The sequence below is a fragment of the Acinetobacter wuhouensis genome (assembly GCF_001696605.3).
GTDB lineage: Bacteria > Pseudomonadota > Gammaproteobacteria > Pseudomonadales > Moraxellaceae > Acinetobacter > Acinetobacter wuhouensis.
Window position 1 is genome coordinate 340,052 of sequence record NZ_CP031716.1, and the last position, 24,710, is coordinate 364,761.

25 protein-coding genes are annotated in these 24,710 nt (G+C 37.3%); 14 read left to right on the plus strand and 11 right to left on the minus strand.

What is annotated here, in order from left to right:
- Both BEN71_RS02265 and tviB read right to left on the minus strand, forming a co-directional pair.
- Positions 1-1,059 carry a UDP-N-acetylglucosamine 2-epimerase gene (locus BEN71_RS02265; protein ID WP_068973825.1) on the minus strand — a complete coding sequence of 353 codons (1,059 nt, stop codon included), beginning with the start codon at positions 1,057-1,059 and terminating at the stop codon, positions 1-3.
- A gap of 107 nt (positions 1,060-1,166) precedes the next feature.
- Positions 1,167-2,459, minus strand: coding sequence for a Vi polysaccharide biosynthesis UDP-N-acetylglucosamine C-6 dehydrogenase TviB (gene tviB / locus BEN71_RS02270; protein ID WP_068973824.1), 1,293 nt, complete (start codon positions 2,457-2,459; stop codon positions 1,167-1,169).
- A 233-nt stretch (positions 2,460-2,692) separates the two neighbouring features.
- On the opposite strand from tviB, the gene BEN71_RS02275 reads away from it, so the two are divergent.
- Positions 2,693-3,145, plus strand: coding sequence for a pilin (locus BEN71_RS02275; protein ID WP_068973823.1), 453 nt, complete (start codon positions 2,693-2,695; stop codon positions 3,143-3,145).
- A 145-nt stretch (positions 3,146-3,290) separates the two neighbouring features.
- A complete protein-coding gene (locus BEN71_RS02280) occupies positions 3,291-4,937 on the plus strand; it encodes an O-antigen ligase family protein (protein WP_068973822.1) in 1,647 nt (548 codons plus the stop codon).
- A 252-nt stretch (positions 4,938-5,189) separates the two neighbouring features.
- On the opposite strand, the gene bfr is transcribed toward BEN71_RS02280, so the two are convergent.
- The 6 genes from bfr to gmk form a co-directional block, all read right to left on the minus strand.
- The gene (gene bfr / locus BEN71_RS02285) at positions 5,190-5,654 is read right to left on the minus strand and encodes a heteropolymeric bacterioferritin subunit Bfr (protein ID WP_068973821.1); all 465 of its coding nucleotides are present in this window, start codon (positions 5,652-5,654) and stop codon (positions 5,190-5,192) included.
- Positions 5,655-5,980: 326 nt separating this feature from the next.
- Positions 5,981-6,175, minus strand: a complete 195-nt coding sequence (locus BEN71_RS02290; protein WP_068973820.1) for a bacterioferritin-associated ferredoxin — start codon at positions 6,173-6,175, stop codon at positions 5,981-5,983.
- Between the two features lie 177 nt (positions 6,176-6,352).
- Positions 6,353-6,736 (minus strand): RidA family protein, encoded by a 384-nt coding sequence (locus tag BEN71_RS02295; RefSeq protein ID WP_068973819.1) that lies wholly within the window; start codon positions 6,734-6,736, stop codon positions 6,353-6,355.
- Positions 6,737-6,831: 95 nt separating this feature from the next.
- On the minus strand, positions 6,832-8,943 hold the full coding sequence (locus tag BEN71_RS02300) for a RelA/SpoT family protein (RefSeq protein WP_068973818.1): 2,112 nt from the start codon (positions 8,941-8,943) through the stop codon (positions 6,832-6,834).
- A gap of 212 nt (positions 8,944-9,155) precedes the next feature.
- Positions 9,156-9,437, minus strand: coding sequence for a DNA-directed RNA polymerase subunit omega (rpoZ, locus tag BEN71_RS02305; RefSeq protein WP_004718302.1), 282 nt, complete (start codon positions 9,435-9,437; stop codon positions 9,156-9,158).
- 137 nt (positions 9,438-9,574) lie between these two features.
- Positions 9,575-10,195: a guanylate kinase gene (gmk, locus tag BEN71_RS02310; RefSeq protein ID WP_068973817.1), complete on the minus strand. Its 621-nt coding sequence runs from the start codon at positions 10,193-10,195 to the stop codon at positions 9,575-9,577.
- 134 nt (positions 10,196-10,329) lie between these two features.
- Here gmk and ispH point away from each other — a divergent pair, with 134 nt between their 5' ends.
- From ispH to rplS, 12 genes are all read left to right on the plus strand, one after another.
- Complete coding sequence (gene ispH, locus BEN71_RS02315; protein WP_068973816.1) at positions 10,330-11,280, plus strand: 4-hydroxy-3-methylbut-2-enyl diphosphate reductase; 951 nt, start codon at positions 10,330-10,332, stop codon at positions 11,278-11,280.
- A 159-nt stretch (positions 11,281-11,439) separates the two neighbouring features.
- A complete protein-coding gene (locus BEN71_RS02320; protein WP_068973815.1) occupies positions 11,440-11,877 on the plus strand; it encodes a GspH/FimT family pseudopilin in 438 nt (145 codons plus the stop codon).
- A complete protein-coding gene (pilV, locus tag BEN71_RS02325; protein ID WP_068973814.1) occupies positions 11,877-12,428 on the plus strand; it encodes a type IV pilus modification protein PilV in 552 nt (183 codons plus the stop codon). Before BEN71_RS02320 ends, pilV begins: the two co-directional genes overlap by 1 nt.
- A 1-nt stretch (position 12,429) precedes the next feature.
- Entirely contained in the window at positions 12,430-13,455 is a 1,026-nt protein-coding gene (locus BEN71_RS02330) for a PilW family protein (protein ID WP_068973813.1), read from the plus strand.
- The gene (locus BEN71_RS02335; protein WP_068973812.1) at positions 13,455-14,204 is read left to right on the plus strand and encodes a PilX N-terminal domain-containing pilus assembly protein; all 750 of its coding nucleotides are present in this window, start codon (positions 13,455-13,457) and stop codon (positions 14,202-14,204) included. Before BEN71_RS02330 ends, BEN71_RS02335 begins: the two co-directional genes overlap by 1 nt.
- A 30-nt stretch (positions 14,205-14,234) precedes the next feature.
- Positions 14,235-17,912 carry a pilus assembly protein gene (locus BEN71_RS02340; protein ID WP_086322676.1) on the plus strand — a complete coding sequence of 1,226 codons (3,678 nt, stop codon included), beginning with the start codon at positions 14,235-14,237 and terminating at the stop codon, positions 17,910-17,912.
- Positions 17,913-17,924: 12 nt separating this feature from the next.
- Positions 17,925-18,425 carry a type IV pilin protein gene (locus BEN71_RS02345; protein ID WP_068973811.1) on the plus strand — a complete coding sequence of 167 codons (501 nt, stop codon included), beginning with the start codon at positions 17,925-17,927 and terminating at the stop codon, positions 18,423-18,425.
- On the plus strand, positions 18,412-18,843 hold the full coding sequence (locus BEN71_RS02350) for a type IV pilin protein (protein ID WP_068973810.1): 432 nt from the start codon (positions 18,412-18,414) through the stop codon (positions 18,841-18,843). Before BEN71_RS02345 ends, BEN71_RS02350 begins: the two co-directional genes overlap by 14 nt.
- Positions 18,844-18,985: 142 nt before the next feature.
- Positions 18,986-19,243 (plus strand): 30S ribosomal protein S16, encoded by a 258-nt coding sequence (gene rpsP, locus BEN71_RS02355; RefSeq protein ID WP_068973809.1) that lies wholly within the window; start codon positions 18,986-18,988, stop codon positions 19,241-19,243.
- Positions 19,244-19,285: 42 nt separating this feature from the next.
- Positions 19,286-19,834 carry a ribosome maturation factor RimM gene (gene rimM, locus BEN71_RS02360; RefSeq protein ID WP_068973808.1) on the plus strand — a complete coding sequence of 183 codons (549 nt, stop codon included), beginning with the start codon at positions 19,286-19,288 and terminating at the stop codon, positions 19,832-19,834.
- A 54-nt stretch (positions 19,835-19,888) separates the two neighbouring features.
- Positions 19,889-20,635 carry a tRNA (guanosine(37)-N1)-methyltransferase TrmD gene (trmD, locus tag BEN71_RS02365; protein WP_068973807.1) on the plus strand — a complete coding sequence of 249 codons (747 nt, stop codon included), beginning with the start codon at positions 19,889-19,891 and terminating at the stop codon, positions 20,633-20,635.
- Positions 20,636-20,773: 138 nt separating this feature from the next.
- Complete coding sequence (rplS, locus tag BEN71_RS02370) at positions 20,774-21,145, plus strand: 50S ribosomal protein L19 (protein WP_068973806.1); 372 nt, start codon at positions 20,774-20,776, stop codon at positions 21,143-21,145.
- A gap of 67 nt (positions 21,146-21,212) precedes the next feature.
- On the opposite strand, the gene BEN71_RS02375 is transcribed toward rplS, so the two are convergent.
- The 3 genes from BEN71_RS02375 to BEN71_RS02385 all read right to left on the minus strand — a co-directional run bounded on the left by BEN71_RS02375 (position 21,213) and on the right by BEN71_RS02385 (position 24,568).
- Positions 21,213-22,181, minus strand: coding sequence for a lipase family alpha/beta hydrolase (locus BEN71_RS02375; RefSeq protein ID WP_068973805.1), 969 nt, complete (start codon positions 22,179-22,181; stop codon positions 21,213-21,215).
- Between the two features lie 147 nt (positions 22,182-22,328).
- Positions 22,329-23,288 (minus strand): lipase family alpha/beta hydrolase, encoded by a 960-nt coding sequence (locus BEN71_RS02380; RefSeq protein ID WP_068973804.1) that lies wholly within the window; start codon positions 23,286-23,288, stop codon positions 22,329-22,331.
- A gap of 308 nt (positions 23,289-23,596) precedes the next feature.
- Entirely contained in the window at positions 23,597-24,568 is a 972-nt protein-coding gene (locus tag BEN71_RS02385) for an esterase/lipase family protein (protein WP_068973803.1), read from the minus strand.
- Between the last annotated feature and the right edge of the window lie 142 nt (positions 24,569-24,710).

A 24,710-nucleotide genomic window follows, 5' to 3' on the forward strand; every position in this document is an offset into this window, starting at 1 on the left:
TTATTTAAAATAATTAGCAATTATAGCACTAGGAGATGATATCAGATTTAATTTTTCTTTTTGTAGAATAGTATATTTTTTAGATATGATAAATTTAACAACACTTGGTGGATCATTAATTAAAATTGCATTTTCTCCTATTCCATCATGTCTTTCAGTTGATTCTCTTAAAATAATAGTAGGATGACCAAAAAAGGCTAACTCTTCTTGATTAGAGCCACCGTCAGTAATTACAATCTCATTAGATAATGCTAAATCTAGAAACTTTTGATAAGTCATTCTAGGAAGTAAATTTATACGCTTGTTGGTTAATTGTTCTAGTAAATTGTATTGTAATAATTTCTTTTTAGTTGCTGGATGAAGAACAAAGTTGATTGTATATTTTTCACTTAGAGTAATTAGCATTTCTACAATAGATTGTAGTCTTTCTTTATTGTAGATGTTATGAAAACGATGTAATGATATTAAAATCGTATTTGGTTCTCTATTTATATTTTTTCCAATTTTTAGATAGGTAATACTGTCTAGAATGGTATTCCCGTGAGTATAAAGAATCTCAGTTTTAGCATACTTCTTCATGTGTTGAACATCCTGTTCACTAGGACAACAAGCAACATCTGTACATCTAAATACAATTCTTCGAATTATTTCCTCGGGAAACGGATTAAAAAGCATTTTAGATGTCAATCCACTTTCTAGATGAACAACGGAATGCCCTGTAAACTTGGCTGCTAATGTGCTTATTAATGTTGTTAATGTATCACCATGAACAAAAATATTAGATTTTTTAGATTGTTTTAAAACCTTAATCAAAGCTAAAAAGCTATAAGGTAACCATAGTAATAAAGCTAAAATTGAAGAATGTTCTTTATTTTTAATTAATTGCGTTATTGGAGTTTTTATTCCAAATTCCTCAATGATTTCTTCCATTGTATCATTGTGTTGTCCCGTCAATACAAATTTTGAGGGAAGCTCTTTTTCTTCGAATTCTTTTAATATTGGAGCAACTTTTATTAGTTGTGCCCGAGTGCCAATAATAAAAATATTATCTTTGATCATAATGTCTCTATGGCTGTTAAGGTGAATGAAGGACTATACATAATGAATTAAATGATGATTTTAAAGACGAAGGCTGTTTTATCACAATTAATATTTTTGACTACATTTTATAAACGTATATCTACTTGCTCTAACTCAAAAATATGTTTTAAATCATAAATAATACATTCTGTTTTACCTAAGTTACGAATATTCTTATATCCCAAATCAATAAAATTTTGATGGCCTATTGCTAAGATGATAGCATCATAGTGATTATTTTGAAGTTGTTGAATGGATTTTAAGCCATATTCTTTTTCAACTTCATGCGGATTTACCCATGGGTCATAAATATCTAGATTTAGATCATAATCTTTAAGACTTTCAATTAAATCAATAATTTTAGTATTACGAATATCTGGACAGTTTTCTTTGAATGATAACCCCATGACTAGAATATTGCCCCCAACCACTTGAATCTGCTTTTTAACCATAGCTTTGATCAGTTGGGTTGCTACATATTCGCCCATACGGTCGTTCAAACGTCTGGCAGCAAGGATAATTTCTGGATGTAAGCCGATAGATTGTGCTTTATGAGTTAGATAATATGGATCTACACTGATACAGTGTCCACCGACCAGTCCAGGGCGGAATGGTAGGAAATTCCATTTTGTTTCAGCAGCTTTTAGAACTTCTTCTGTATCAATTCCTAAGCGATTAAAAATTAATGCCAGCTCATTCATCAAAGCAATGTTGACATCACGTTGAGTATTTTCAATCACTTTAGCGGCTTCAGCGATTTTAATCGAAGGGGCTTTGTATGTGCCTGCTTCAATAATTTGTAGATAAATTTGGTCAATAAAGTGAGCAACTTCATCTGTAGATCCAGAAGTAATTTTTTTAATATTGGTTAGCTTTTTCTTTTTGTCACCTGGGTTAATTCGTTCTGGACTATAGCCAACAAAGAAGTCGTGATTAAAAATGAGTTCTGAGTATTTCTCTAAAATAGGTACACACACTTCTTCTGTAGCGCCGGGATATACCGTTGACTCATAAACAACTACATCGCCCTGTTTTAGATATTTTGCAATAGTTTGAGAGGAGTGGATGAGCGGGTTTAAATCTGGTTGTTTAAAATCGTCAATAGGTGTGGGCACTGTAACAATATAAAAATTACATGTATCTAAAATACTTGGATCTGATGATAGTGTTATTTGTTCTAATTGGTTAAGTTCAAATGAATTTAATTCAAGTGTATGATCTTGCTTTTGTTTTAACTCTTGAATGCGTTTTGTATTAATATCAAATCCAATGACATCAAATTTTTTGCTAAATGCAAGTGCAAGAGGTAAACCAACATATCCTAAGCCAATGATAGCAATTTTAATATTTTTAAAATTTAAGTTATTTAGTTGTTGCATTGAGTATTCGATCAGACATCATCATTTGATGATTATACCCAATATTTAAATAAAATGTGCTGAATACGATGATTCATTGTATAGAAATACAGTTACAAGAATTTGATAAATATACCTAAATTGTATTATTTATTAAATTAGTGTCAATTAATGACAATAAATTAACACAATCAAAAATAAACTAGATTCATGAAAGCTTTTTGGATATTTTGACAAAAAATTAGGAGGCTTTTATGAATAATAATGGTTTTACACTTATTGAGCTAATGATAGTTGTTGCAATTATTGGAATCTTAGCTGCGTTTGCTATTCCTGCATACATGGATTATACGACTCGGGCACAAGTCTCTGAGGCATTAAATATGGCAAGTTCACTGAAATCTGAGGTAATTAGAAAATATGGTGAAAGTGGAACATGTCCAACATCACCAGAAGATTTGGGTCTTGATTCATTGGGAACAGTGAATGGTAAATATGTACAGAGAGTTGGAATTAATACCACGTATAGTGGGGCTTTATGCGCTTTTGAATTTACTTTTAATAGCTCTGGTATGAATGGTGGTGTGGCTGGTAAAAAACTTATCTTTGCAATGATGAATTATACTGGTAATGGTTCGGCGCGTTGGGAATGTGCGTCATCACAAATCTCTCAAAGGTTTTTACCTACAGTTTGCCATGGCATATAAAATACAGTGATACAAAATATTTGATTCACATGTATTAAGTCATGAATATCTTAGCTCCACTATATTTTGAGGGGGAAGTAGATTTAGGATTAGCTAAATTTTCAAAAATGTTATAATTCATCATTCTTAAATTTTGCTATTTAATATGAAAGCCATCCCATACATTCTTTCAGCCATATTTTTATTACTGGCATGGTTACTCCCGATCCATAAAATACCATGGACAACTTTTGGTAGCGAGCTACTAACATTCCTATCAGCTATTGCATTGCTCTCAGCATTTATCAATCAAGACCTAAAAATACCACGACCACAAGTGGTGGCATTACCGATCCTTGCTATTCCATTACTACAATTTGCGTTCGGACAAATTCTCTATTTGAGTAATGCGTTACTGTGTACAGCATACATTGCGATGTTTTGGTTGATGGTCAGTGTGGGATATAACTTAGCAATAGGTGAAAAAGGGCAAAGAGAACAAGTTTTTAAAATATTCTGTTTGGTGGTTTTTACCGGTGCAGTGCTTTCAAGTGTAATTGCAATCTTTCAGTGGTTAGATATAGAACGTTATTTAAGCCCATTTGCGAATGTTTTAAATCATAACCGACCATATGCCAATTTTGCTCAACCGAATAATTTAGCAACCTTTATATGCATGGGTGTATTTGCTTGTTTATATTTCTATGAAAAGAAAATACTACCTAGGTTGGTTTTAGTTCCTGCAACATTTATATTTTTATTCACAATAGGATTAACCCAATCTCGTACAGCTTGGGTGGTTTGCCTATTCACTCTTATTTATCTAAGCATTAAACAATTTGGGAAAAGTAAACGTTTAAGTTTTCTAAAATTATTGGCATGGGTTACTGTCTTTATCATCATTATTTCTTGTTTACCGATGCTAAATCAGTTTATTGCTTCGGCTACTGAGCATAAAGTGATGTATACGTCATCTGTAGTTGAAAGAGCATCTTCTGGTTATCTGCGTCTGGATATGTGGAATCAAGCTTTAATCGCAATAGGACAACATCCTTGGTTTGGTTATGGTTGGAACCAAACAGGGATGGCACAAATCGCAGCATTTGATCTATATCCATCACATGAGTGGTATAAAACTGCACACAATATAATTCTGGATCTCCTATTATGGAATGGTATTCCGATTGGTGGAGTGATCATCCTTTATGTGGTTTGTTGGTTGTATTGGCTCAATAAAGGTATCCGAGAACCTGTTTCGATCGCTGCTAGTTTAATGGTGTGTGCGATCTTGATTCATGCATTATTAGAATATCCAATTCATTATGCATACTTTTTATTGCCATTGGGTTTTTTACTCGGGATGATCCAAGCGCAGTACCCACAATTACCAACGGTAAAATTAAAGTCATCGGTGATTGTTACTGTGATGATTATTGGTGTGATGCTCGTTGGTGTGATTTATCGTGATTATATTATTTATCGCCAACAATCTGTTTTTGTCTCAAAGAAAACACTCACCGCTTCACAAAAAGAAGTCATGGATCAGGAAATCTATGTCCTGACACAATTTAAAGAACGTGTTTGGTGGATTGGTTTAAATCCGTATACAAAAATGTCAGATCAACAATTGCAATATATCGGGCGTATGGTGGCAAATTTAGCATCGGCTTATGACATCAATAAATATGCTCAGGTACTCGCATTTAATGGTAAAAAAGCTGAAGCTGAACATCAGCTGTGGATTTTAAAAACCTTGCATAGGCAAGATAAGCGCTATCAAGATTTATTACCGAGTTCTATAGTCAAACTATAATAATCGAGCGCATAAAAAATCTTCAGCCGAATGTTTAATGTTGGTTAGTTAAGCAAAATTATTGCATAAATTTCTAAAATCTCCCCTAGCCCCTCTTTTTAAAAGAGGGGAAACTTCTTGTAACTAAAATAATTTTAGTAATGAAAAGCTCCCTCCTTTGAAAAAGGAGGGTTGGGGAGGATTAAAGAATCCTTAACTGACTGGTGTTGAGCATAATGTAGGAGATTTTTTATATCTACAATGATTTTCAGCTTACATTTGACTTTGAATGTAATTCTCAATACCCACACTTTCTGAAAGATCGAGTTGAGTTGTTGTCCAATCCCAGTATTCTTCTTCTTTTTCTAAAATCTCTTGAACCAAGTCACGAGTCACATAATCTAAATGAGTCTCTGCGAGAGCAACTGCTGATTTAAGTGCTTCAATATTCTCTTTAACTTTGCGTACATCGCAGTTCAATACTTCAACGGTATGTTGACCGATATAAAGCTTTCCAAGATGTTGAAGATTTGGTAAGCCTTCGAGGAAAAGAATACGTTCAATGATTTTATCCGCATGTTTCATTTGGCGAATAGATTCTTTGTATTCTGCTGAACCGAGTTGTTCAATTCCCCAGTCATTAAACATACGTGAGTGCAAAAAATATTGATTGATTGCGGTTAAGTGGTGATAAAGCACTTGGTTAAGTTGATTGATGACTTCACGATTGCCTTTCATGGTCAAAGCTCCATTCTAAATTTCTGCCTTAAGATCAATTAAAAATTAAGGCAATCTGATATGTTTTATATTAATCAAAATTTTAGCTTGTTTCGAGTAATTTATGGAACGGCAAATGAAAATCGCAATCAAAAACAATAGAACTGTGTTTTGTGGAACTGCTTATATAAAAATAACCCGCCTTGAGTCGAGGCGGGTGAGGAATATGATCCGAAGATCATTGGAGAAATGTCATTATTATTCGTTGGCTAAATTTATGATTTTAAATTAGGTTTTGTATTCAAATCGCACACTTAACGATGAGTTCGAGTGAAAGCTGAGTAAATTTAAGCCGCCACAGAAATTCGTGCTGCGATCAGACTAAGTTCTTCATTAATGATGCTTTTTGCCTCAGGCGCACAACGACCACAACATGTACCAAGATCTAAAAGATCACGAACTTCACGATAGCTTTCTGCACCATTTGCCATAGCATCTTTAATATCTTGATCTGTAATACCACGACATAAACAAACGTACATAAAAACTCAACCCAAGGGTTAAATGCGATAACTAATATTATTGATAATTATTATCACTTGTCAATGAAATTCATTTAAAAATACACTTATCTTGATTGGCTTTTTGAATAAAAAAATACCACACAATCGGTGGTATTTTTAACTTGTTATAAATTATTAGCTTAAGTGCTTTTGGTTTTACTTGGAAATAATGACGACGCCATCCATTTCAACCAATGCACTCTTAGGTAAAGCCGCTACACCGAGAGCTGCACGCGCTGGATAAGGCTGTGCAAAATATTCGCCCATGATTTGGTTGACGAGTTGGAAGTTAGATAAATCTGTGAGGAAAATATTGAGTTTAGCAATATCTGCCAATGAACCACCAGCCGCTTCACAAACCGCTTTTAAATTATCAAACACACGGCGGATTTGCGCTTCAATGCCTTCTACCAACTCCATGCTGTATGGGTCTAAACCAATTTGCCCTGAAAGGTACAAGGTATTGTCAACTAAAATCGCTTGAGAATAGGTTCCAATAGCAGCAGGGGCATTTTCAGTATGGATTACTTGGCGGGACATCGATTTCTCCTTAATTTCAACTCAATTCATCTGATATGAATGAACGGTATACTTGAAAGTGGCATGATTCAGTTGAAAAATGCTCAAGCTCTAACTTAGCACGCTTTTGCTTTGATGGGTTCATTAATTGTTGGTGGCATTGCAAGACGACTGATGCGAGGGAAACCGAATTGCATGCGTAATTCACGAATGATTTGTGCAATTTGCTTACGATTATTCACCACGATATTGACATAAGTTTTGCCTTCATGGGAACGAACAGATTCAACACCAGTTTTGGCTTTGCGGCACAAATAGATCAATTCAGAAATTTGCTCATCATTCAGCACTAAATCAATACTTAAGTAAGCATTGAAGTTGACATCATCTTCTTGTTCAGAGGTCCAATGTAACAACATGATATTTTCAGGGTGCAAATGTTGTTCATGCAATAGGTTATGACAACGTTCACGATGTACGATTAAACCACGTCGTGATAAATGCCCTTGAATTGGATCACCGAGTACAGGATTACAGCAATGTGCATATTTCACATCGACCCCATCTGTCCCTTGAATTAAGCGTTCTGAAGCGGCTTCATCAGCATTTTGTGATTGTGCAAATAAATGATTCGCCACCAATTGTGGTAGTAAATCACCAACCGCAATTTGTTCAAATAAGGTATCTTTGTCTTGTACATGGCGCCATTGCAATAAATCAATCCAATCCGCTTCAGACAAATCTTTGGTCGAGCGATTAAAGAGTTTTAAAGCGCGATCTAAGGCTTGTTGTCCAACTAAACGTTGTTCATCAATATCTTGGTCACGCAGAATGTTTTGAATCGCACGACGGGCTTTTTGTGTATTGATAAAACTGAGCCAATCAGGGTTTGGAGTCGCCAATACATCGGTAATGACTTCGACGACTTGACCGCTGACCAGTGGTGTTGACAATGGTTTCACTTCACCATTGATCTTTGCACCAACCGCATGGTTACCTAAAAATAGACTGGCTGAATAAGCAAAATCGACAGCAGTCGCACCTTGAGGTAGTTCATGCAGCTGACCATGTGGGGTATACACCCAAATTTTTTCTTGATGTAAATAATCAAGTAGATCACTAAATGTGGTTTTTGCACAATCACCACCTACCAAGATGTCTAGATTCTTCATCGAGGCTTGGATTGCAGAGCGACAAGCTTGAGGTGCATTTTCACCAAGAACTACACCAAAACGCGCGGCTTTACGCATTAGTTCTGTTTGAATGGTGAGTGACAGCGTTGTTTTTTCACCTTTTAGGCGAATCATTAAAGATTGGTTGCCACCAGGCAAAGGGCGACGAATATGATCTTCATAACTCAGTACTTGGAAATTTTCACGTAGAGCTTCGACTAAGCGATCACAATCGGCAATACTTTGTAAAATAATTTCAAAGGCATGGCTATGTGTAAGCTCTTGTAGGTCGATTTCATTTTTGACAAAGTGACGGAGTAATTCGATATTGTTATTTTTCTTTTTAATACGACCAACAATATTATAGTTATTGAGTAGATCCGCAAGATTTTGTTCCCAAACAGATTGATATTTACATCGTTCAGGTTTGGTCTTTAGTAGATTTTCTTGAACATCGTTATACATGTCTAAATCAAGATTTTGATAACACAGATGTTCTAAGTTATCTGCCATCTCATTCATACCAACCAGACGCGCCATTGGAACGAAAATATCAAAGGTTTCTTGAGCAATACGCGCACGCTTATCGGGGCGTAATGCACCTAAGGTCGTCATATTATGATAACGATCAGCAAGTTTGATAATAATAACGCGAGGATCTTGTAGGGTAGCTTGGAGAATTTTACGGAAAGAAGCAGCTTTATTATATTCTTTATCGCTGGAATGGCTGAGTTTAGTCACGCCATCGACCAGTTCGGCGACGACTTTCCCAAATTTTTCAGTAATGTCTTCTTTGGTAAAATCTGTATCCTCAATGACATCATGCAGTAAGGCTGCCATGAGGGTTTCTGCATCCATACGCATATGTGCAAGGATACAACTGACCGCAATTGGATGCAGAATATAGGGTTCGCCACTTTTACGTGTAATGCCATCATGCGCAATATCAGCATAATCACAAGCCACAAGTACTCGCTCGACATCACTTGGTTTTAAATATGCGTCGATAATAATATTGAGCTGTTGTTTAGCTTGGCTGACCGCTTGGCCTGGCATAGAACACCTATCTTAAATTACAAATTTGAACTATTTTTTCCTAATGCTCTAATGAAAAGCATATTGCGTCTCTTGTCAATTTCTTGACATTAAAAATATCTATTTTTTTTAACAAATATTTTGAGTTTTGTCGATGAGTTGGCAAAATAAATAATATAAATATGCAATAAAAAAGCCTAGTATCAAAACTAGGCTTTTTTAGAAAGTTCAACTTATTGGAAAGAGAAACCTTCAAGATTAAGATTGTTTGCAGACAATGCAAGATCAAGACTTGATGTTTGATAATCTTGATCACGTTGCTTCAAGATATCTTTCGTTACATGACCAATTGCAATTTCACGTAATGCAACAACAGTCGGTTTGTCGTTATCCCACTCTACAGTCGGTTCGATACCTTGACGTGCCAATTGACGCGCGCGTTTGCTTGCCACTAGTACAAGCTCAAAGCGGTTGTCTACATGGTCTAAACAATCTTCAACGGTTACGCGTGCCATAAGAATTCTCGTTTGAATACAAATTTTTTAAATAGACTATGCAGTATAAAATGCTTTGACTACAGACTCAAGTTTTAATCGATGCTTATTTAAAATCATCTATTAAAAATTATAGACGGTTTCCAATCAACAAATCGTTACGATTGTGGCGTAATCAATTTGGTAATAAGCGATTGATGACGATTAGCTTGCTGACTGAGTTTTAAGCGATTTGCATTGATCACAGACTCAAGATCATGTAATGCTTTATTGAAATCATCATTGATAATAATGTATTCAAAATTAACATACTGTTGCATATCTTCAACAGCACAGCTTAGACGATGCTCGATCACTTCCACAGAGTCTGTGCCACGATTTGAAAGACGTTGACGCAAATCAAACTGTGTAGGGGGAAGAATAAAGATTTGTTTAGACTCAGGAAAAAGTTTGCGAACCTGTTCAGCACCTTGCCAGTCAATTTCCAATAAAACGTCGTGACCTTTTGCCAATTGGTCTTTTACAGTAGCTTGAGCAGTACCATAATAGTTACCAAATACTTCAGCATATTCGATAAAACCGTCTTGATTCACTTGATCAAGAAAATTTTCTTTACTGGTAAAATGGTAATGAACACCGTCGAGTTCACCTGGTCGTTGACCACGAGTCGTATGAGAAACTGAAACATGTAAATTGCTCACACGTTCAAGTAATGCTTTTACGAGAGATGTTTTGCCTGTTCCTGAAGCCGCAGAAACGACAAACAATAGACCCGACATGATATTTTTCCTGATATGATAAAATATCTTCTCTATTTTAGAGTAGAGTGCACACAAACAAAACTGTTTTTACACATTGTTTGCATTTTAACGATAAAATTTGTCCAACCATTGAAGTGAGCGTTGAGGAATCTATGGAAATTGTTTTGGCTAATCCACGTGGATTTTGTGCAGGTGTAGATCGTGCAATTGCCATCGTCAATCGTGCACTTGAATGTTTTAATCCTCCAATTTATGTACGCCATGAAGTGGTACACAACAAGTTTGTCGTGGATGATTTACGTCAACGTGGCGCAATTTTCGTGGATGAGTTGGATGAAGTGCCAGATGATAATATCGTGATTTTTAGTGCGCATGGTGTATCTAAAGCAGTTCAACAAGAAGCTGAACGTCGTGGTTTAAAAGTATTTGATGCAACTTGTCCTTTGGTGACCAAAGTGCATATTGAAGTGACGAAATATGCGCGTGAAGGAACTGAAGCGATTTTGATTGGTCATGAAGGTCACCCTGAAGTTGAAGGAACCATGGGGCAGTATGACAAAAAGAGCGGTGGTGAAATTTATCTGGTTGAAGATGAAGAAGATGTCGCTGCTTTAGCAGTGAGTCACCCTGAAAAATTGGCTTTCGTTACTCAGACAACATTATCTATCGATGACACTGCCAAAGTAATCGATGCTTTACGTACAAAATTCCCTCAAATTCAAGGTCCTCGTAAAGATGACATTTGTTATGCAACGCAAAATCGTCAAGATGCTGTTCGTGATTTGGCAACCCAATGTGATGTGGTTTTAGTGGTTGGTTCCCCAAATTCTTCTAACTCGAATCGCTTACGTGAGTTGGCGGAGCGTATGGGTAAACATGCTTATCTGGTTGATAATGCCGATGAGTTAAAGCAAGAATGGTTTAGTGCACAAGATAAGATAGGTGTTACTGCTGGTGCTTCTGCGCCTGAAATTTTGATTAAACAGGTAATTCAACGTCTACAAGATTGGGGCGCGACTGCACCGCAAGAACTAAATGGTCGTGAGGAAAATATTACATTTAGTCTACCTAAAGAGTTGAGAATTCCAGTTACTCAAAAATAGTCATCTATTTAATTTTTAAGCCGATAACTTTAGATCAGTTGTCGGTTTTTTTATGCCATTTATCTGCATTGAATTGGATTTGCATAAGATTTACTTAAAATTACAATTAAATAAAACTACTAAAATATCGTAGCAGAAGCTTGTGCTCAGGAAGACACAATGAAAATGAAAAATGAGGGGTTTACGCTAGTTGAATTGATGGTCACTATTCTGGTTATGGCAGTTATTACAATGATTGCAGCGCCTTCTTTTTCAAAAATATTGGCGAAACAAAAATTAAATTCAAATACACAAGACTTAATTTCGACTTTATCTAAAGCACGTAGTCAAGCTGTTTTATTGAGACAAAATACGACGGTTCACCTATCTACTGGAACAGAAAATGATCTAAATTATTATTGGCAACTTGCTGATAATAATAGCATAACGTCTCCTTCGGTTATTACAGAGATCGTTTTTGCTAGAGATGGGAGTATTTCATCGGGAATGGATACTAGTGTAGATTTTATTATTTGTAATTCAAAAACAGGAACGACCAGAGTATTTGCATTAACTCGCATGGGCAGTATTTATAATAAAAATGAAGGAACTTGCTAATGAAAAAACAACAAGGTGTGGGGATGATGGAAGTTCTGGTTGCCTTAGTGCTTTTGGCGATAGGTGTATTGGGTTTTGCCGCCTTACAATTAAGAGCTGTCGATGCAACAGATGAGGCAATGGCAAAAGTTGAAGCAATGAATTTAGCAAGAGATGTAGCCGAGAGAATTAGAGCAAATCGTAATGGACTGGGTACATATATTTCAAATCTATCTGCAACGACACAAAGTAGTACAGCAAATCCTGAATGTATTCAAACAACAGCAACTAACCCATGCACGACTGCAACTCAGATGGCTGATTATGATACAGCCAAGATCGTCTCTCAAGCAAATTCAAAGGGTATGGTGATTAGTTTGCTTAACTGCCAAGTTGCAAAAGAATTGGATGATGAAGGGAAAGAGACAGCAGTAGATGTGCAAGCACGTCATTGCGTATATGTGGCTTGGGGTGAAACAAAAGCAATAAATAGCTCTACTGATGCACAAGCATGTACGAATGGTAGTGCGTATCTTCCACAATCTAAATGTATTGTTATGGAATTATATTAAAATGAAAATAAACATAATTTCTGGACAAAAAGGGTTCACTTTAATTGAACTGATGGTGGCTATAGTTTTAGGCCTAATTATTACTGCTGCCGCGATACAACTTTTTATTACAGGTCAAGCTTCTGTGAATCTACAAAGGGGCATGGCGGATTTACAAGACAGTGGAAATTTTGGGTTACGCTATATTTCAAATGATATTCGAAAAGCAAATTATGGAAATGTAAATATTGTAAATGATCGCCTAGCAAATGGCGGTATCGTGCTTACATCACGCTTCACTCCTAGCCGTCCTACATCAGCAACGACTTTTACGGATGCAAATATTTCTGTAAATATGAATATTAAGAGTGGTGCAACGCCACCAGTAGCAGTACAAGTACCACTGACCACTTTTGCAACAGGAAGTAGTAATGTCAAAATTAACACAACAGATCAAGGAAGTGATCAGCTAGTTGTGCAGTTCTATGCAGATCAAGCTGGAATCGATTGTGAGGGAAATGCTTATACTGCAAATCGTTATATTGTGGAAAGATTTTTCTTAAGAACAGATTCTAATAGTGCATCTAATGAACCCAATGCTGCATTGGCACTTGCATGTGAAGCGGGTTCCTATGTTGGTGACACAGCTACAAATATTTTGAAAAATCCAATTTCCTCGACCACTGTATTTGGAACTACTGGTGGGGAAATATTAATACGTCGTGTTGACCATTTGCATTTCTTACTTGGTATATCAAATGACAATAATAGTGGGGATTTAAGATATATACCGATTAATACTTATTTAGCACTTAATCAGAATCCACGTCCACGCGTGAATGCAGTGCAGATCGGTATGCTAATCCGTTCAAGTGAAAGTGTAAAAGAACGTACTTTAATTTCAGACTCTCAAACCTTCAATGTCTTAGATCAAACTGTGAATGTTAAAGTCCCAACTGGTACACCTCCTAAATACTTACGTCGTGTAGTTACACAAACCATAGCCTTGCGTAATGCTTTAATCTCTACTGATGCGGCGGTGATGTGATGAAAAAACAAAAAGGGTCAACATTAATCGTGGTATTGCTACTGTTATTGGTCATAACTATTATCGGGACAATGGCAATTCGACAAAGTTTAACGAGTTTAAATATAGCAACAAATAGTCAAGCACAACAATTATTAATGCAATCTTCGGATGCTGTTCTTTATCGGATAGGTGGAAGTGGATTTGCGCAAACAAGTGGTAATCCTACAAGTTTGCTTGGATATGCTTTGCAAAAACAAGGGAGTGAGGTTGTTTTTTGCTTTCGTAGTCAAGTAAATGCCAATTCAACTTTTTCTGTGGGGAATACCAGTTTATTGCAATGGAATGATTCAAATAGTGATATTTCAGTAGATGGTGTTTCTGGTTTTTGTGATCTAAGCGCTTCAAATGATTATGCAAGTAAAAGGAAAGCACAGCTTACCCAAGTTGCGATTGCCGTAAATCCAGTGATGAACACCACAAACAAACCATTGCAATTTGTCACCTTGGGAAGTGATTTGGATAGTTTAGGTAAGCTTGACACTGAGCAAGCAAAAAAAATACGCGTGTATGTCACCTCAATATTACCAAACTTAGTTCCATCAGGGGTGACTGCGACACAAGTTAGTAATTGTTTAAAGAGACCAAATGAGACGCCTTTGTCGGGTACAGCAACAACAGTATCAAATTGTCTGCAGAGTTTAGGTGTTCCTTACAATACTCAAATACAAGATTTTTCATTGAATACATTTCAAAGCATTACTCCTTGATATCAAACTCAATACATTTAGGTGATTAAAATGGATACATTTTTAAGAAATAACAAAATGACCACCTTAAAAAGAAAAGGTTTGGTTCTTGCAATATCAGCAATGCTGACAAGTAGTTTACTTACATCAGTAACTCATGCCAGTGATGTGCAGATTTATCAAAATCCAACTGCGACAAGTTATCCCATCATTATGTTGGCTATTGATAATTCTTTTAGTATGGCAATTAATGATGCAAGTTATAATAATGCAGCTACTTCTAGATTAAGTGCTTTAAAAAGCTCACTTGTATATGCTTTAAATGCTAGAAATGTTGATGGTAGTTATAAAATACCAGATAGAGCTTATATAGGTCTGTCTAAGTTTGCAGGCGATAAAGGTAGTAGTGGTTCGGATAATCGAGGTAGGCGTTCTAGAATAGCTGTTCAAGCTCAAAGATTGGATACATTAGTTGGTACAATTACCCAAAGACAGTATTTAATTAATCAAATTAATGCACTATCTGCAGACTCAAGTACACCAACTGCTACATTATTTGCTGATACCTATGCATATTTACTTGGTAGTCGAACAGATAGTCCTAATTCTGTAACGAATTTGACAAATGGTTATCAGTTAAATCTACAAGGGATGGATTTAGCAGTGACAGGTGTGATACAGAATAATAAGTATATTGCACCAATTGAATCATTAAGCAGTGAATCTGATAAACAGTGTTCTACACAAGGGGTATTTTTCTTAACAGATGGTGCTCCATCAGGTGTGCCTGCTGAGCAGAGTCAACTGCTATTAAAGAATACTTTGGGTAATGCGAATATTCCTAATAAAAGTGAAGCAGATATTACATGTGCTGACACAGATGTACCTGCAGTTTATTATAATTACAGTAATGCTCGTGGTACTGCGACTTCTAATGGTGAGTTTTTCCAAATGGCATTGTCGCCAAGTTCAACAACACCAATTAGTTCAAGTGGAACTGTTTCAGGCTATCAAGATCGCAGTGGTTGGTCATGTATTGCAAATCTAGTTAGAGCATCGTCCAATGCTTCTAGAACATCTAAAAAGAGAATTTATTTATCAACAGTGGGGTATGGTCCATTATTTGCTAAGGCGGCTGGTGAAACTTGCCAAACTGATTCTACTGGTCGTAATGTATCGTGCGTGTTGCCAAATGATAAAAAAAATGGAACGTCAGATACGAGTCCTTATTCTAATACTTTAAATGCTGATGCTTTAAAAATGTTAGGTGATAAAGTTGGTCAAGGTGATACATATGGAACAAGTAAGCCAATTGGAGGATATACTTTTGCTAATACTGGTGAAAAAGTTCAAGATGCATTATTAAAGTTTGTAAAAGATATTGATGCTGGGTCATTTGACGCAGCAAGTTTTGGTACTTATGTTGTACCTGCTGATCCTTTGGCGACAACATCATCTTACAATGCTGTTCTAGCACCACAATTCCAGCCGAAAATTTCAGGTAGTGGCGGAACTGTGCAATCAACACAACAACTCTGGGTGGGGAATTTAAAAAAATACACATTGAACTCATCTGGAGTGATTGTTGATAAAAATGGTGCGACCGTATTAAATTCTGCAGGTTCAGTAATTGCGAATACACGTGACTATTGGAATGCAGATGCGGATACGTCTACAAAAGATGGAAAGTCAGCTTTGGAAGGAGGTTTGCTTTCTGGTTTGACGCTACCAAATGCAAATCCTGCCTTATTAAATACAGTTACTGCAAGTACAAGTATAAAAACTCGTCCACTATATATAGATGCAACTATTCCAACAACTGGTACTACAGCGAATAATGTTGTTGGTGGGGCAAGCCTAACTGCTTTGAATACTACAAATGTTCTAACAGCAACAGCAGTGTTACCAATAACCAATACGACAATTACAGGGTGGCGTAGGAATTCATATCAGCCCTATTTGTTGAGTGCCCTAGGGTTTAAATTGGATTTAAGTTATTTAAATGGTTTAACCAGTAATTATATTTGGGACTCAGTTGATAAAGTAAAAAATCTCAATGTTATGCAACAAATGGGAGGAGTTATTCATTCAGATCCATTACTGGTGACATTGGAAGCAAAGTATGATGCTACGACGGGCGCTATTCTGGCGAATACAGATTCAACTACAAATCGTAAAGATTATATTATTGTTGGTACTTTGCAAGGCTTATTGCATATGGTTGATCAGAGTACTGGAAAAGAGGTATTTTCTTTTTTACCCAATGAAATTTTGCAAGATCAAAACCGTCGAGATGCTCTATTAGATATTTCAAACTCTCAAGTCAATACCACAAATCCTTATTATGGTATCGACGCACCTTGGGCATCTTGGGTTGAGTATCAAGTGAACAACACATCCAAAAAATTCCTAGCAACTACAGCCAATGTTTATGGTGGTATGCGGATGGGTGGGAAAAGTTATTATGGATTAAATGTAAAAGACCCAACAGATCCAGAATTTTTATTTCAAATTGACCCTTCTACAGGGAAAGTCAAAAGTGCAAATGCAACAGTGAATGCAACAGCGGCCAATCCAGCAATTTCAACAATGGGGCAAAGTTGGTCAAAACCAACGCTCGCAAAAATTCGTTTTGGTAATTCAGTTAAAAAAGTCATGATTGTTGGGGGGGGATATGATCCAGCCTATGAGGGTTCAAGTTATCAACCAACAGCCGTGACAGCATCAAGTCCTAATGCGGGAGCTGGTGTTTATATTTTTGATGCAACTACTGGGGCTTTATTGTGGAATGCAAGAGCAGGGACAAACAGTGTAGCCACTACTGATGTTAAAAATTCGAATTTAAAATATAGCGTAGTCAGTCAAATTAAAGCATTTGATCGAGATGCAGATGGTTTAGTGGATAATCTTTATTTTGGTGATCTTGGTGGTCAGGTTTTTCGAGTAGATTTAAACAATGCTTATGGAACAGCTACAACGAATTATGGTCGAGTGAATCGCTTGGCTGATTTTTCTGCCTCGAATCAGAAGTTTTATGAGATGCCAGCCCTGAGTGTATATGATAACAATGGTAGCCGTTTTGGTGTAATTAGTCTTGCTTCTGGAAATAGAAGTAATCCATTGAATGTTACAAATGGTGCTGATAACCGCATCTATGCACTTTATGATTATGATCTTAATTCTACTAATTTATTTAATTCAAGTTTTACTAAAACCAGTGATGTTGCTGAGAGTGATTTATTAAATTGGGCAGATATCGCTACAACTAATGTTGGGCAATTAACCGCTAATACCAAAAAGGGTTGGTATTATGTATTACGTAAAACCACAGGAACAATGAATGAAACGGCAAATACAGGTACGGTTAAAGCATTAAATGGTTATCTGGTAGTGGCTAATACCGCAAAATTTTCAGATTTTTATGTATCTTTATACAACCCTAATGATAGTTCAACTCAACAACCTGATGCATGTACGGGGGGGATCACTGGTTCAAGCATGGTGAAGCGCTTGTGTTTACCGTATGGCGTGTGTGGTGATGATTTAACTTTAGCATCGAACTATACCACTAGGGAAACTGACGGTACTAAGAAAGATGGGATTGTTAAAGTACAAGCAGGTGGCTTTGTTGATCCTGACGGTAAAAACATCATTACTCTTGTTCCGAATGTAGGGAGAAATTATAAAACAACAAAAATATTCCAAAGTTCAAATTGGACCGAAAAATAAAGGGAGGATTCTATGTTTAGAGCAAAAGGGTTCACTCTCGTTGAGTTAATGTTTGTTGTGATTATTGTTGCGATGATTGCAGCAATTGCGATACCGAGTTACCAAGCACAAATTCGTAGAGCAGATACTGCTGCGGTTCAACAGGAAATGCAAAAATTAGCGGAGCAACTAGAGCGTTATAAAAGCCGTAATTTTTCATATCATGGTTTTAACCCGAATTATTTGTATGGGCAAACTTCCAATATGACCAGTATTGATTTTCCAAGTGCAACTGCTAAAAAATACACAATAAGCTTGGTGGACATTAGCCAAACGACAGCACAGACATTATTGTCTACAAGTAGTGGTTTAGGTCAAAAGTGGGCGATTACAGCAATTCCCGTAAATACAGGGGCTGATGCATTATTGTTAACTAGTACAGGTATACGTTGTAAAAATCGCTATTTGATCGCAAATGATATTGTGAATATTAATAATTATACAGGATGTAATGGAAGTGATGAAAAATGGTAATCAAGTCGGTTTTACTTTAATTGAATTAATGATTGTTGTTGCTATTATTGCAATATTGGCGGCTATTGCTTACCCATCGTATACTCAGTATAAGATTAGAACAAATAGAGCTGATGTGCAAAATGAAATGATGCGTGTAGCTCAACGAATGCAAAGTTATAAAGCAGTTAATAATAATTATACAAGTGCGACACTCGCGGGAATAGGTGGGAGTAGTACATATCCTAGTACTTCGCCAGTTTATGATTTAACTTTGCAAACAACAGCTCAAACATGGACGCTTACTGCGAGACCAAAGGCCGGAACTAGTCAGGCAGGAAATGGAGTTATTTGCTTGAATAATTTAGGTCAGAAATATTGGGTTAAAGCTGTAACTGCATGTGCTCTATCAGTCACATCTACGTGGGATGGTCGTTAAATAAATTCAAAACTGTGAATAACTAAATTTTGATCTATCTTTCGATGGAAAGATAAAGTAAAATACTGCCCTCTATGAAAGGGGTTTGAAATGTATCGATGGTCGGTACAGGGATAATCCGTAAAAACTATAAGGTTGTATCATGGTAGTTATTCGTCTTGCACGCGGTGGTGCTAAAAAACGTCCGTTTTATCAAATCATCGTGACTGATAGTCGCAATGCACGTGACGGTCGTTTCATCGAGCGTATTGGTTTCTTCAACCCTACAGCTCAAGGTAAAGCAGAAAAACTTCGTTTAGATGCTGACCGTTTTGCTCACTGGGTTTCACAAGGTGCTCAACCTTCTGAACGTGTTGCTTCTTTAGCTGCTCAAGCTAAAAAAGCTGTAGCTGCTGCATAATTAATTCTTCGCAGAATTATTTTACTTGTCAGTAGGTAACCCATGACACCAACACAGAATGTACCCGAAGATCGTATTCAGATTGGACAGCTACGTTCAGCATATGGATTAAATGGGTGGCTCTGGGTCTATTCCAATACAGAACCTATGAGTAATATATTTGACTACCTGCCTTGGTACATTGAAACCAAATCAGGTTGGCAAGTTATAGATGTAAAACGTTGGAAACCACATGGCAAAGGTTTGGTTGTTTCGCTAAAAGGTGTGAGTGATCGCACTGCAGCAGATAGCTTAGTTGGTGCAAATGTCTGGATTTCAAAATCGCAACTGCCTCAAGCAGGCGTGGACGAGTATTATTGGTCTGATTTGAAAGGTCTAACAGTGTTAGGTCTGGATGAAGAAGAACAAGAAGTCAATCTCGGTCAAATCCATGAGTTGTTTGAAACAGGTGCTAACGATGTGATGGTTGTTCGCGCAACAGCAGAAAGCATCGATGGCGAAGAGCGAATGATTCCGTGGCATAAAGATGTGGTACAACGTGTTGATCTTGAAGCTGGTCGTATTTACGTTAATTGGGGCGTAGATTATTAATTCTTAAATGTATATTTAAAGAATTAACGCAGCAGGAAAATAGAGGAGTCTGCGATGTTTTTTGCAGTCATTACGCTTTTTCCTGAAATGTTTGAAGCGATTACAGCCTACGGGATTAGCGGACGTGCAGTAAAACGTGATTTGATTCAAGTCCATTGTATCAACCCACGAGAGTTTGCTGAGGGCAACTACAAAAGAGTGGATGAACGTCCATTTGGTGGTGGTCCAGGTATGGTGATGATGGCTGAGCCTTTAAGCAAAGCAATCAACCGTGCCAAAGAACTTGCAGTGCAAGCGGGTGCAGTTCATGTTCCTGTGGTGTATATGTCACCACAAGGAAAAACCTTAAATGAATCTGCGGTACAGCAGTTCGTCGATTACGATGGATTGATTGTATTGTGTGGTCGTTATGAAGGTGTGGATGAACGTTTGATCCAGAAATATGTTGATCAGGAATGGTCAATTGGTGATTACGTGCTATCTGGCGGTGAACTCCCTGCGATGGTTTTATTGGACAGTATTATTCGACGTTTGCCGAATGCAATGTCTGATGAACAATCACATGTGCAAGACTCATTTGTGGATGGTCTTTTAGATTGCCCACAATATACCAAGCCAGATCATTTTGAAGGTTTGGATGTGCCTGAGGTATTAAAATCTGGGCATCATGCAAATATTGAAAAATGGCGGTTTTTGCAACGCTATCAACGAACACTGGAGCGTCGACCTGAATTGGTTGAAAAAGTGGAGTTGACCAAGCAGCAAAAAAAATGGCTTCGGGATTCAAATACTCAAAATTAATTTGTGTATTTTTTAATAGGCTCTTTATACATTGAAGTGGTCAAGTATAAAGGGAAAGCTAATCGGGTTTATGCGCTTTAGCCTCTATACCCAGCGATGATCAGACCTCTTCTGACTCGCACATATTGGAGATACCCCATGAGCGGTAAGCATCCTTTAGTACAAGCTGTAGAAAATGCTCAGCTTAAACAAGACATCCCTGCTTTTGCACCAGGTGATACAGTTATCGTATCTGTAAAAGTAAAAGAAGGTGATCGTGAACGTCTTCAGGCTTTTGAAGGTGTTGTAATTGCTAAGAAAAACCGTGGTTTGAACTCTGCGTTCACAGTACGTAAAATTTCTAGCGGTGTTGGTGTTGAGCGTGTTTTCCAAACTCATTCTCCAATCGTTGCTAAAATCGAAGTGAAACGTCGTGGTGACGTTCGTCGTGCTAAGCTTTATTACCTACGCGAATTGTCTGGTAAAGCTGCACGTATTCGTGAAAAATTGCCAGCACGTAAACAAGGTTAATTTTAACTTTGCTTTACAGCTAAAAAATGCGCCTTTTGGCGCATTTTTTATGTCAGAACATAAAGTTTTATAAACCTTGCTGTTTTAAACGATTGGCATGTTCACGGTAGACCTGAACTGGATCTTGAGAGAATAATCCTCGTAAGCCAAAGATTTGATTAATTTCATCCAAATGGTTCCAAGCATAATTGTCACGAATGGTTTTACCGAATTTGCCACTGCATCGTGGTACAAGCCCATCATTATCCCCATTAATCAGCGCACCTGTAATAAGCATGGCAGAATCTGGATCAAAGAAATTGGTTAATTTACGATCCCCCATAAAGGAATACATATAGATTCCCTGAGCTTGATAAGCACCTTCGCCACAGGCTGTAGTTGGAACACCTAAAGGAAATTTGACATTATATGCAAGTGATCCTTTGGTGGTCAGACTTTTGCCTGAAGCAAGTGAATCGCTGGGTAAAGATTGCTGATCAAGACCTTGAGCCCATACCACTGCGGCAGACAGTAAATTGACTGCACCGACTAAAGGACCTTCAATTGGGGTGCCTTCGGCCTTGAGAATTAGGTCAGCAACCGGTGAGCCTTTGTTTGGAGAAGCAACAGCAGTCATCGATGCCACTTTTTGCGGGATGATACCTGCAATATAACGAATGGTTGGTCCACCATGACTGTGACCAATCAAATTAACTTTGGCTTGTCCAGTCAATGCAAGAACTTCTTCAACTTGTTGTAACAGTTGTTCGCCACGGACTTCTGTAGAGTTAAAAGGAGAAACCCGTGTCGTCCAGACATTGCCTCCATTACGTGCCAGGTCAGGCGCGATCTGATACCAATAGTCTAAACCAAAAGCGTCTGTACCAATGCGGGTAAAGCCACTCATACCATGTGCCAATACGATAGGGTATTTGGTTTTGGTATAACTTGAACTGATATAGCTGGCTTTAACTTGTTGTGTCAGACTGGCATGAGTAGATAGGTTGAAGCATAGCCCCATGCTGAGAGCCGTGGAGAGAAGTAGTATTTTTTTCATTTTATCCTCGTTTTTAATATTGTATTGACAATTCATTTTGTCAAATTTAATTATAAAGATAAAATAAACAATGTATAGGAAATTGTATGATAAATAATCAATCTAAAAAATAGAGGATGCTGAAATCAGCATCACTCGTTTTTGAAATTATAAACCTTGCAGTTTTAGACGGTTGGCATGCTGTCTAAACACAGCGACAGGATCTGGTGCAAAAAAGCCTTTCATTCCTAAAATTTGGTTAACCTCATCAAAATGATTCCAAGCATAGTTATCACGAATGGTTTTACCAAATTTACTACTACATTTACTCACCAAACCATCATTGGCTTGTCCATTGAATAAAACTGGTCCTAAGGCAGTTAAAATGGTATCTGGGTCAAATAGATTGGTGGTATTTGAAATTCCTGTCCAAGAGTACAGCGCAATGCCATTGATTTGAGAGGCTCCATCACCACAAGCTTGAGTGGGTAGACCCAATGGAAATTTAGCATTATACGCTTGATAACCAGATTTAGTCATGCTGTTCAGAGAGGCATCAAAATCAGTTGGCAGATTGGTTTGTTGGGCATAATTAATTACAGGAGTCGCAAGTGAGTTCATCACTATAGGAATAATGCCATTTAAAATCGGAAGATTTTTAAAAAAATCAGCGACAGGTGAACCACCATGTACCCCAGCAATTGAGGTGACTGAAGCCACGAGATCAGGTCTAGTTGTTAGTACATAACGAGAAGTTGGTCCACCTTGGCTGTGCCCGATTAGATTGACCTTAGCTTGCCCAGTCATAGCAACAACCTCTTCGACTTGCTGTAACAATTGTTCACCGCGAACCTCATTTGAATTGAGTGGTGACATTTGTGAGGCATAGGCTGTTGCGCCGCGCTTGGCGAGGTCAGGTAAGATTTGATACCAATAATCGAGCCCAAACTCTGCACTACCTAAACGATTAAAGCCAAACATACCATGAACAAAAACAATGGGATATTTAGTTTTTGCGTAATTATCGATGGTATATGGGGCTGTTGCTTTTTGTAGGCCTGGAGCAGCATTGGCTTGGTTGATACTGATACATGCCAGTAATCCTGTTAGCATGATTTTTAATTTCATTGTTATTTCCTTGTGAAGTCTTTATTTTTTTACTTTTACACATATTACAACGATTTCTATTCTCTTTATGATGTCACTGGTATTTGCTTCTCCTAAGCGATTCGCTGGAATGCGTAAAAAATATAGTAGCAATTTTGAAGAATAGATTAACAATAAAACGATAAGTGGTTAAAAATTATTCTATTGAGGGTTTGAATACAGTTGAATCCAGTGGTGCTGTATTTAAATGTAGGTCTTGTCGCAATGTTAATATTCTTTGAAGAAGACTTACCATATAAGTTTGTATAGTAAGTCTGACAAGGGCTGGATTAAAGCCCTTGTAGTTTTAATCGATTGGCATGTTGGCGGAAGAGCACAACTGGATCAGGTGCAAACAACCCTTTTAAGCCTAAGATGAGATTGACTTCATCGAGGTGGCTTTGAGTGTAATTGTCTCGAATAACTTGCCCAAAATGAGTATTACAGCGACTGACCAGACCATCGTTATCTTTATTTTTATAAGAAAGCGGTGCTAATTGAGAGATAGCAGTATCCGCAATATCAAAGAGGTTGGTTATTTGTGCCGTCCCAGTCCATGAATAATGGTAAACACCATTCGTTGTTACTTTTTGTCCTTGTCCACAGTCTGTTGGGATCGCAGCACTAGGGTATTTGTTATTAAATTCTGTTGAACCTTTTTCACTAATGCTTTTCAATGAGCGATCTAGGCTATTGCTTAATGATGGATTGCCTTCAAGAATGGTAATGATCGGTGCAATGAGATACTGCCCTAAAACTGTCATCACACTGCTTGCTGCTTGATTTGCCAGTAAATCATCCGCGACTTTCGAGCCTTTAATGGTACCCGCAACGGCTGTTAATGAAGCTACTTTTTGCGGTGCGACGATTTCAATATAACGAATGGTTGGGCCACCATGGCTATGACCAATTAAATTGACTTTAGATGAACCAGTTAATGCGATGACTTCATCGACTTGTTGTAAAAGTTGCTCCCCACGAACCTCAGTAGATTCCAATGGTGAAACTTGGGTTGCATAAACATTTGCACCATTTCGGGCAAGATCAGGTAGGATTTGGTAAAAATAATCCATACCAAAAGACTGTGTTCCTAAACGTGTGAAACCAAACATGCCATGATTAAATACGATGGGGTATTTGGTTTTTGCATAATCTGAACTGACATAGTTTGCACTGACTTTTTGGAGCCCAGAGGCAGAAGCCGACATTGTGCTGAGTCCTATGATGAGTCCGATTCCAAGTGCATTCATTGTTAATTTCATGGTGTATTACTCTTTTTGTTTTTGATGGTTTGAAAGAGCCATCATGTTGAGATATTTAGTATTTAAGCAATCTGCGTTAACAGTTACTTTTTGCAAAAAATTGCGATGCTGAAACTTGAGTTTGACTCCTGCATTTACAGCA

Bases quoted from the DNA above. Each gene is read 5' to 3' on its own strand.
- BEN71_RS02265 (WP_068973825.1), bottom strand. From the start codon at position 1,059: ATGATCAAAGATAATATTTTTATTATTGGCACTCGGGCACAACTAATA.
- tviB (WP_068973824.1), bottom strand. From the start codon at position 2,459: ATGCAACAACTAAATAACTTAAATTTTAAAAATATTAAAATTGCTATC.
- BEN71_RS02275 (WP_068973823.1), top strand. From the start codon at position 2,693: ATGAATAATAATGGTTTTACACTTATTGAGCTAATGATAGTTGTTGCA.
- BEN71_RS02280 (WP_068973822.1), top strand. From the start codon at position 3,291: ATGAAAGCCATCCCATACATTCTTTCAGCCATATTTTTATTACTGGCA.
- bfr (WP_068973821.1), bottom strand. From the start codon at position 5,654: ATGAAAGGCAATCGTGAAGTCATCAATCAACTTAACCAAGTGCTTTAT.
- BEN71_RS02290 (WP_068973820.1), bottom strand. From the start codon at position 6,175: ATGTACGTTTGTTTATGTCGTGGTATTACAGATCAAGATATTAAAGAT.
- BEN71_RS02295 (WP_068973819.1), bottom strand. From the start codon at position 6,736: ATGTCCCGCCAAGTAATCCATACTGAAAATGCCCCTGCTGCTATTGGA.
- BEN71_RS02300 (WP_068973818.1), bottom strand. From the start codon at position 8,943: ATGCCAGGCCAAGCGGTCAGCCAAGCTAAACAACAGCTCAATATTATT.
- rpoZ (WP_004718302.1), bottom strand. From the start codon at position 9,437: ATGGCACGCGTAACCGTTGAAGATTGTTTAGACCATGTAGACAACCGC.
- gmk (WP_068973817.1), bottom strand. From the start codon at position 10,195: ATGTCGGGTCTATTGTTTGTCGTTTCTGCGGCTTCAGGAACAGGCAAA.
- ispH (WP_068973816.1), top strand. From the start codon at position 10,330: ATGGAAATTGTTTTGGCTAATCCACGTGGATTTTGTGCAGGTGTAGAT.
- BEN71_RS02320 (WP_068973815.1), top strand. From the start codon at position 11,440: ATGAAAATGAAAAATGAGGGGTTTACGCTAGTTGAATTGATGGTCACT.
- pilV (WP_068973814.1), top strand. From the start codon at position 11,877: ATGAAAAAACAACAAGGTGTGGGGATGATGGAAGTTCTGGTTGCCTTA.
- BEN71_RS02330 (WP_068973813.1), top strand. From the start codon at position 12,430: ATGAAAATAAACATAATTTCTGGACAAAAAGGGTTCACTTTAATTGAA.
- BEN71_RS02335 (WP_068973812.1), top strand. From the start codon at position 13,455: ATGAAAAAACAAAAAGGGTCAACATTAATCGTGGTATTGCTACTGTTA.
- BEN71_RS02340 (WP_086322676.1), top strand. From the start codon at position 14,235: ATGGATACATTTTTAAGAAATAACAAAATGACCACCTTAAAAAGAAAA.
- BEN71_RS02345 (WP_068973811.1), top strand. From the start codon at position 17,925: ATGTTTAGAGCAAAAGGGTTCACTCTCGTTGAGTTAATGTTTGTTGTG.
- BEN71_RS02350 (WP_068973810.1), top strand. From the start codon at position 18,412: ATGAAAAATGGTAATCAAGTCGGTTTTACTTTAATTGAATTAATGATT.
- rpsP (WP_068973809.1), top strand. From the start codon at position 18,986: ATGGTAGTTATTCGTCTTGCACGCGGTGGTGCTAAAAAACGTCCGTTT.
- rimM (WP_068973808.1), top strand. From the start codon at position 19,286: ATGACACCAACACAGAATGTACCCGAAGATCGTATTCAGATTGGACAG.
- trmD (WP_068973807.1), top strand. From the start codon at position 19,889: ATGTTTTTTGCAGTCATTACGCTTTTTCCTGAAATGTTTGAAGCGATT.
- rplS (WP_068973806.1), top strand. From the start codon at position 20,774: ATGAGCGGTAAGCATCCTTTAGTACAAGCTGTAGAAAATGCTCAGCTT.
- BEN71_RS02375 (WP_068973805.1), bottom strand. From the start codon at position 22,181: ATGAAAAAAATACTACTTCTCTCCACGGCTCTCAGCATGGGGCTATGC.
- BEN71_RS02380 (WP_068973804.1), bottom strand. From the start codon at position 23,288: ATGAAATTAAAAATCATGCTAACAGGATTACTGGCATGTATCAGTATC.
- BEN71_RS02385 (WP_068973803.1), bottom strand. From the start codon at position 24,568: ATGAAATTAACAATGAATGCACTTGGAATCGGACTCATCATAGGACTC.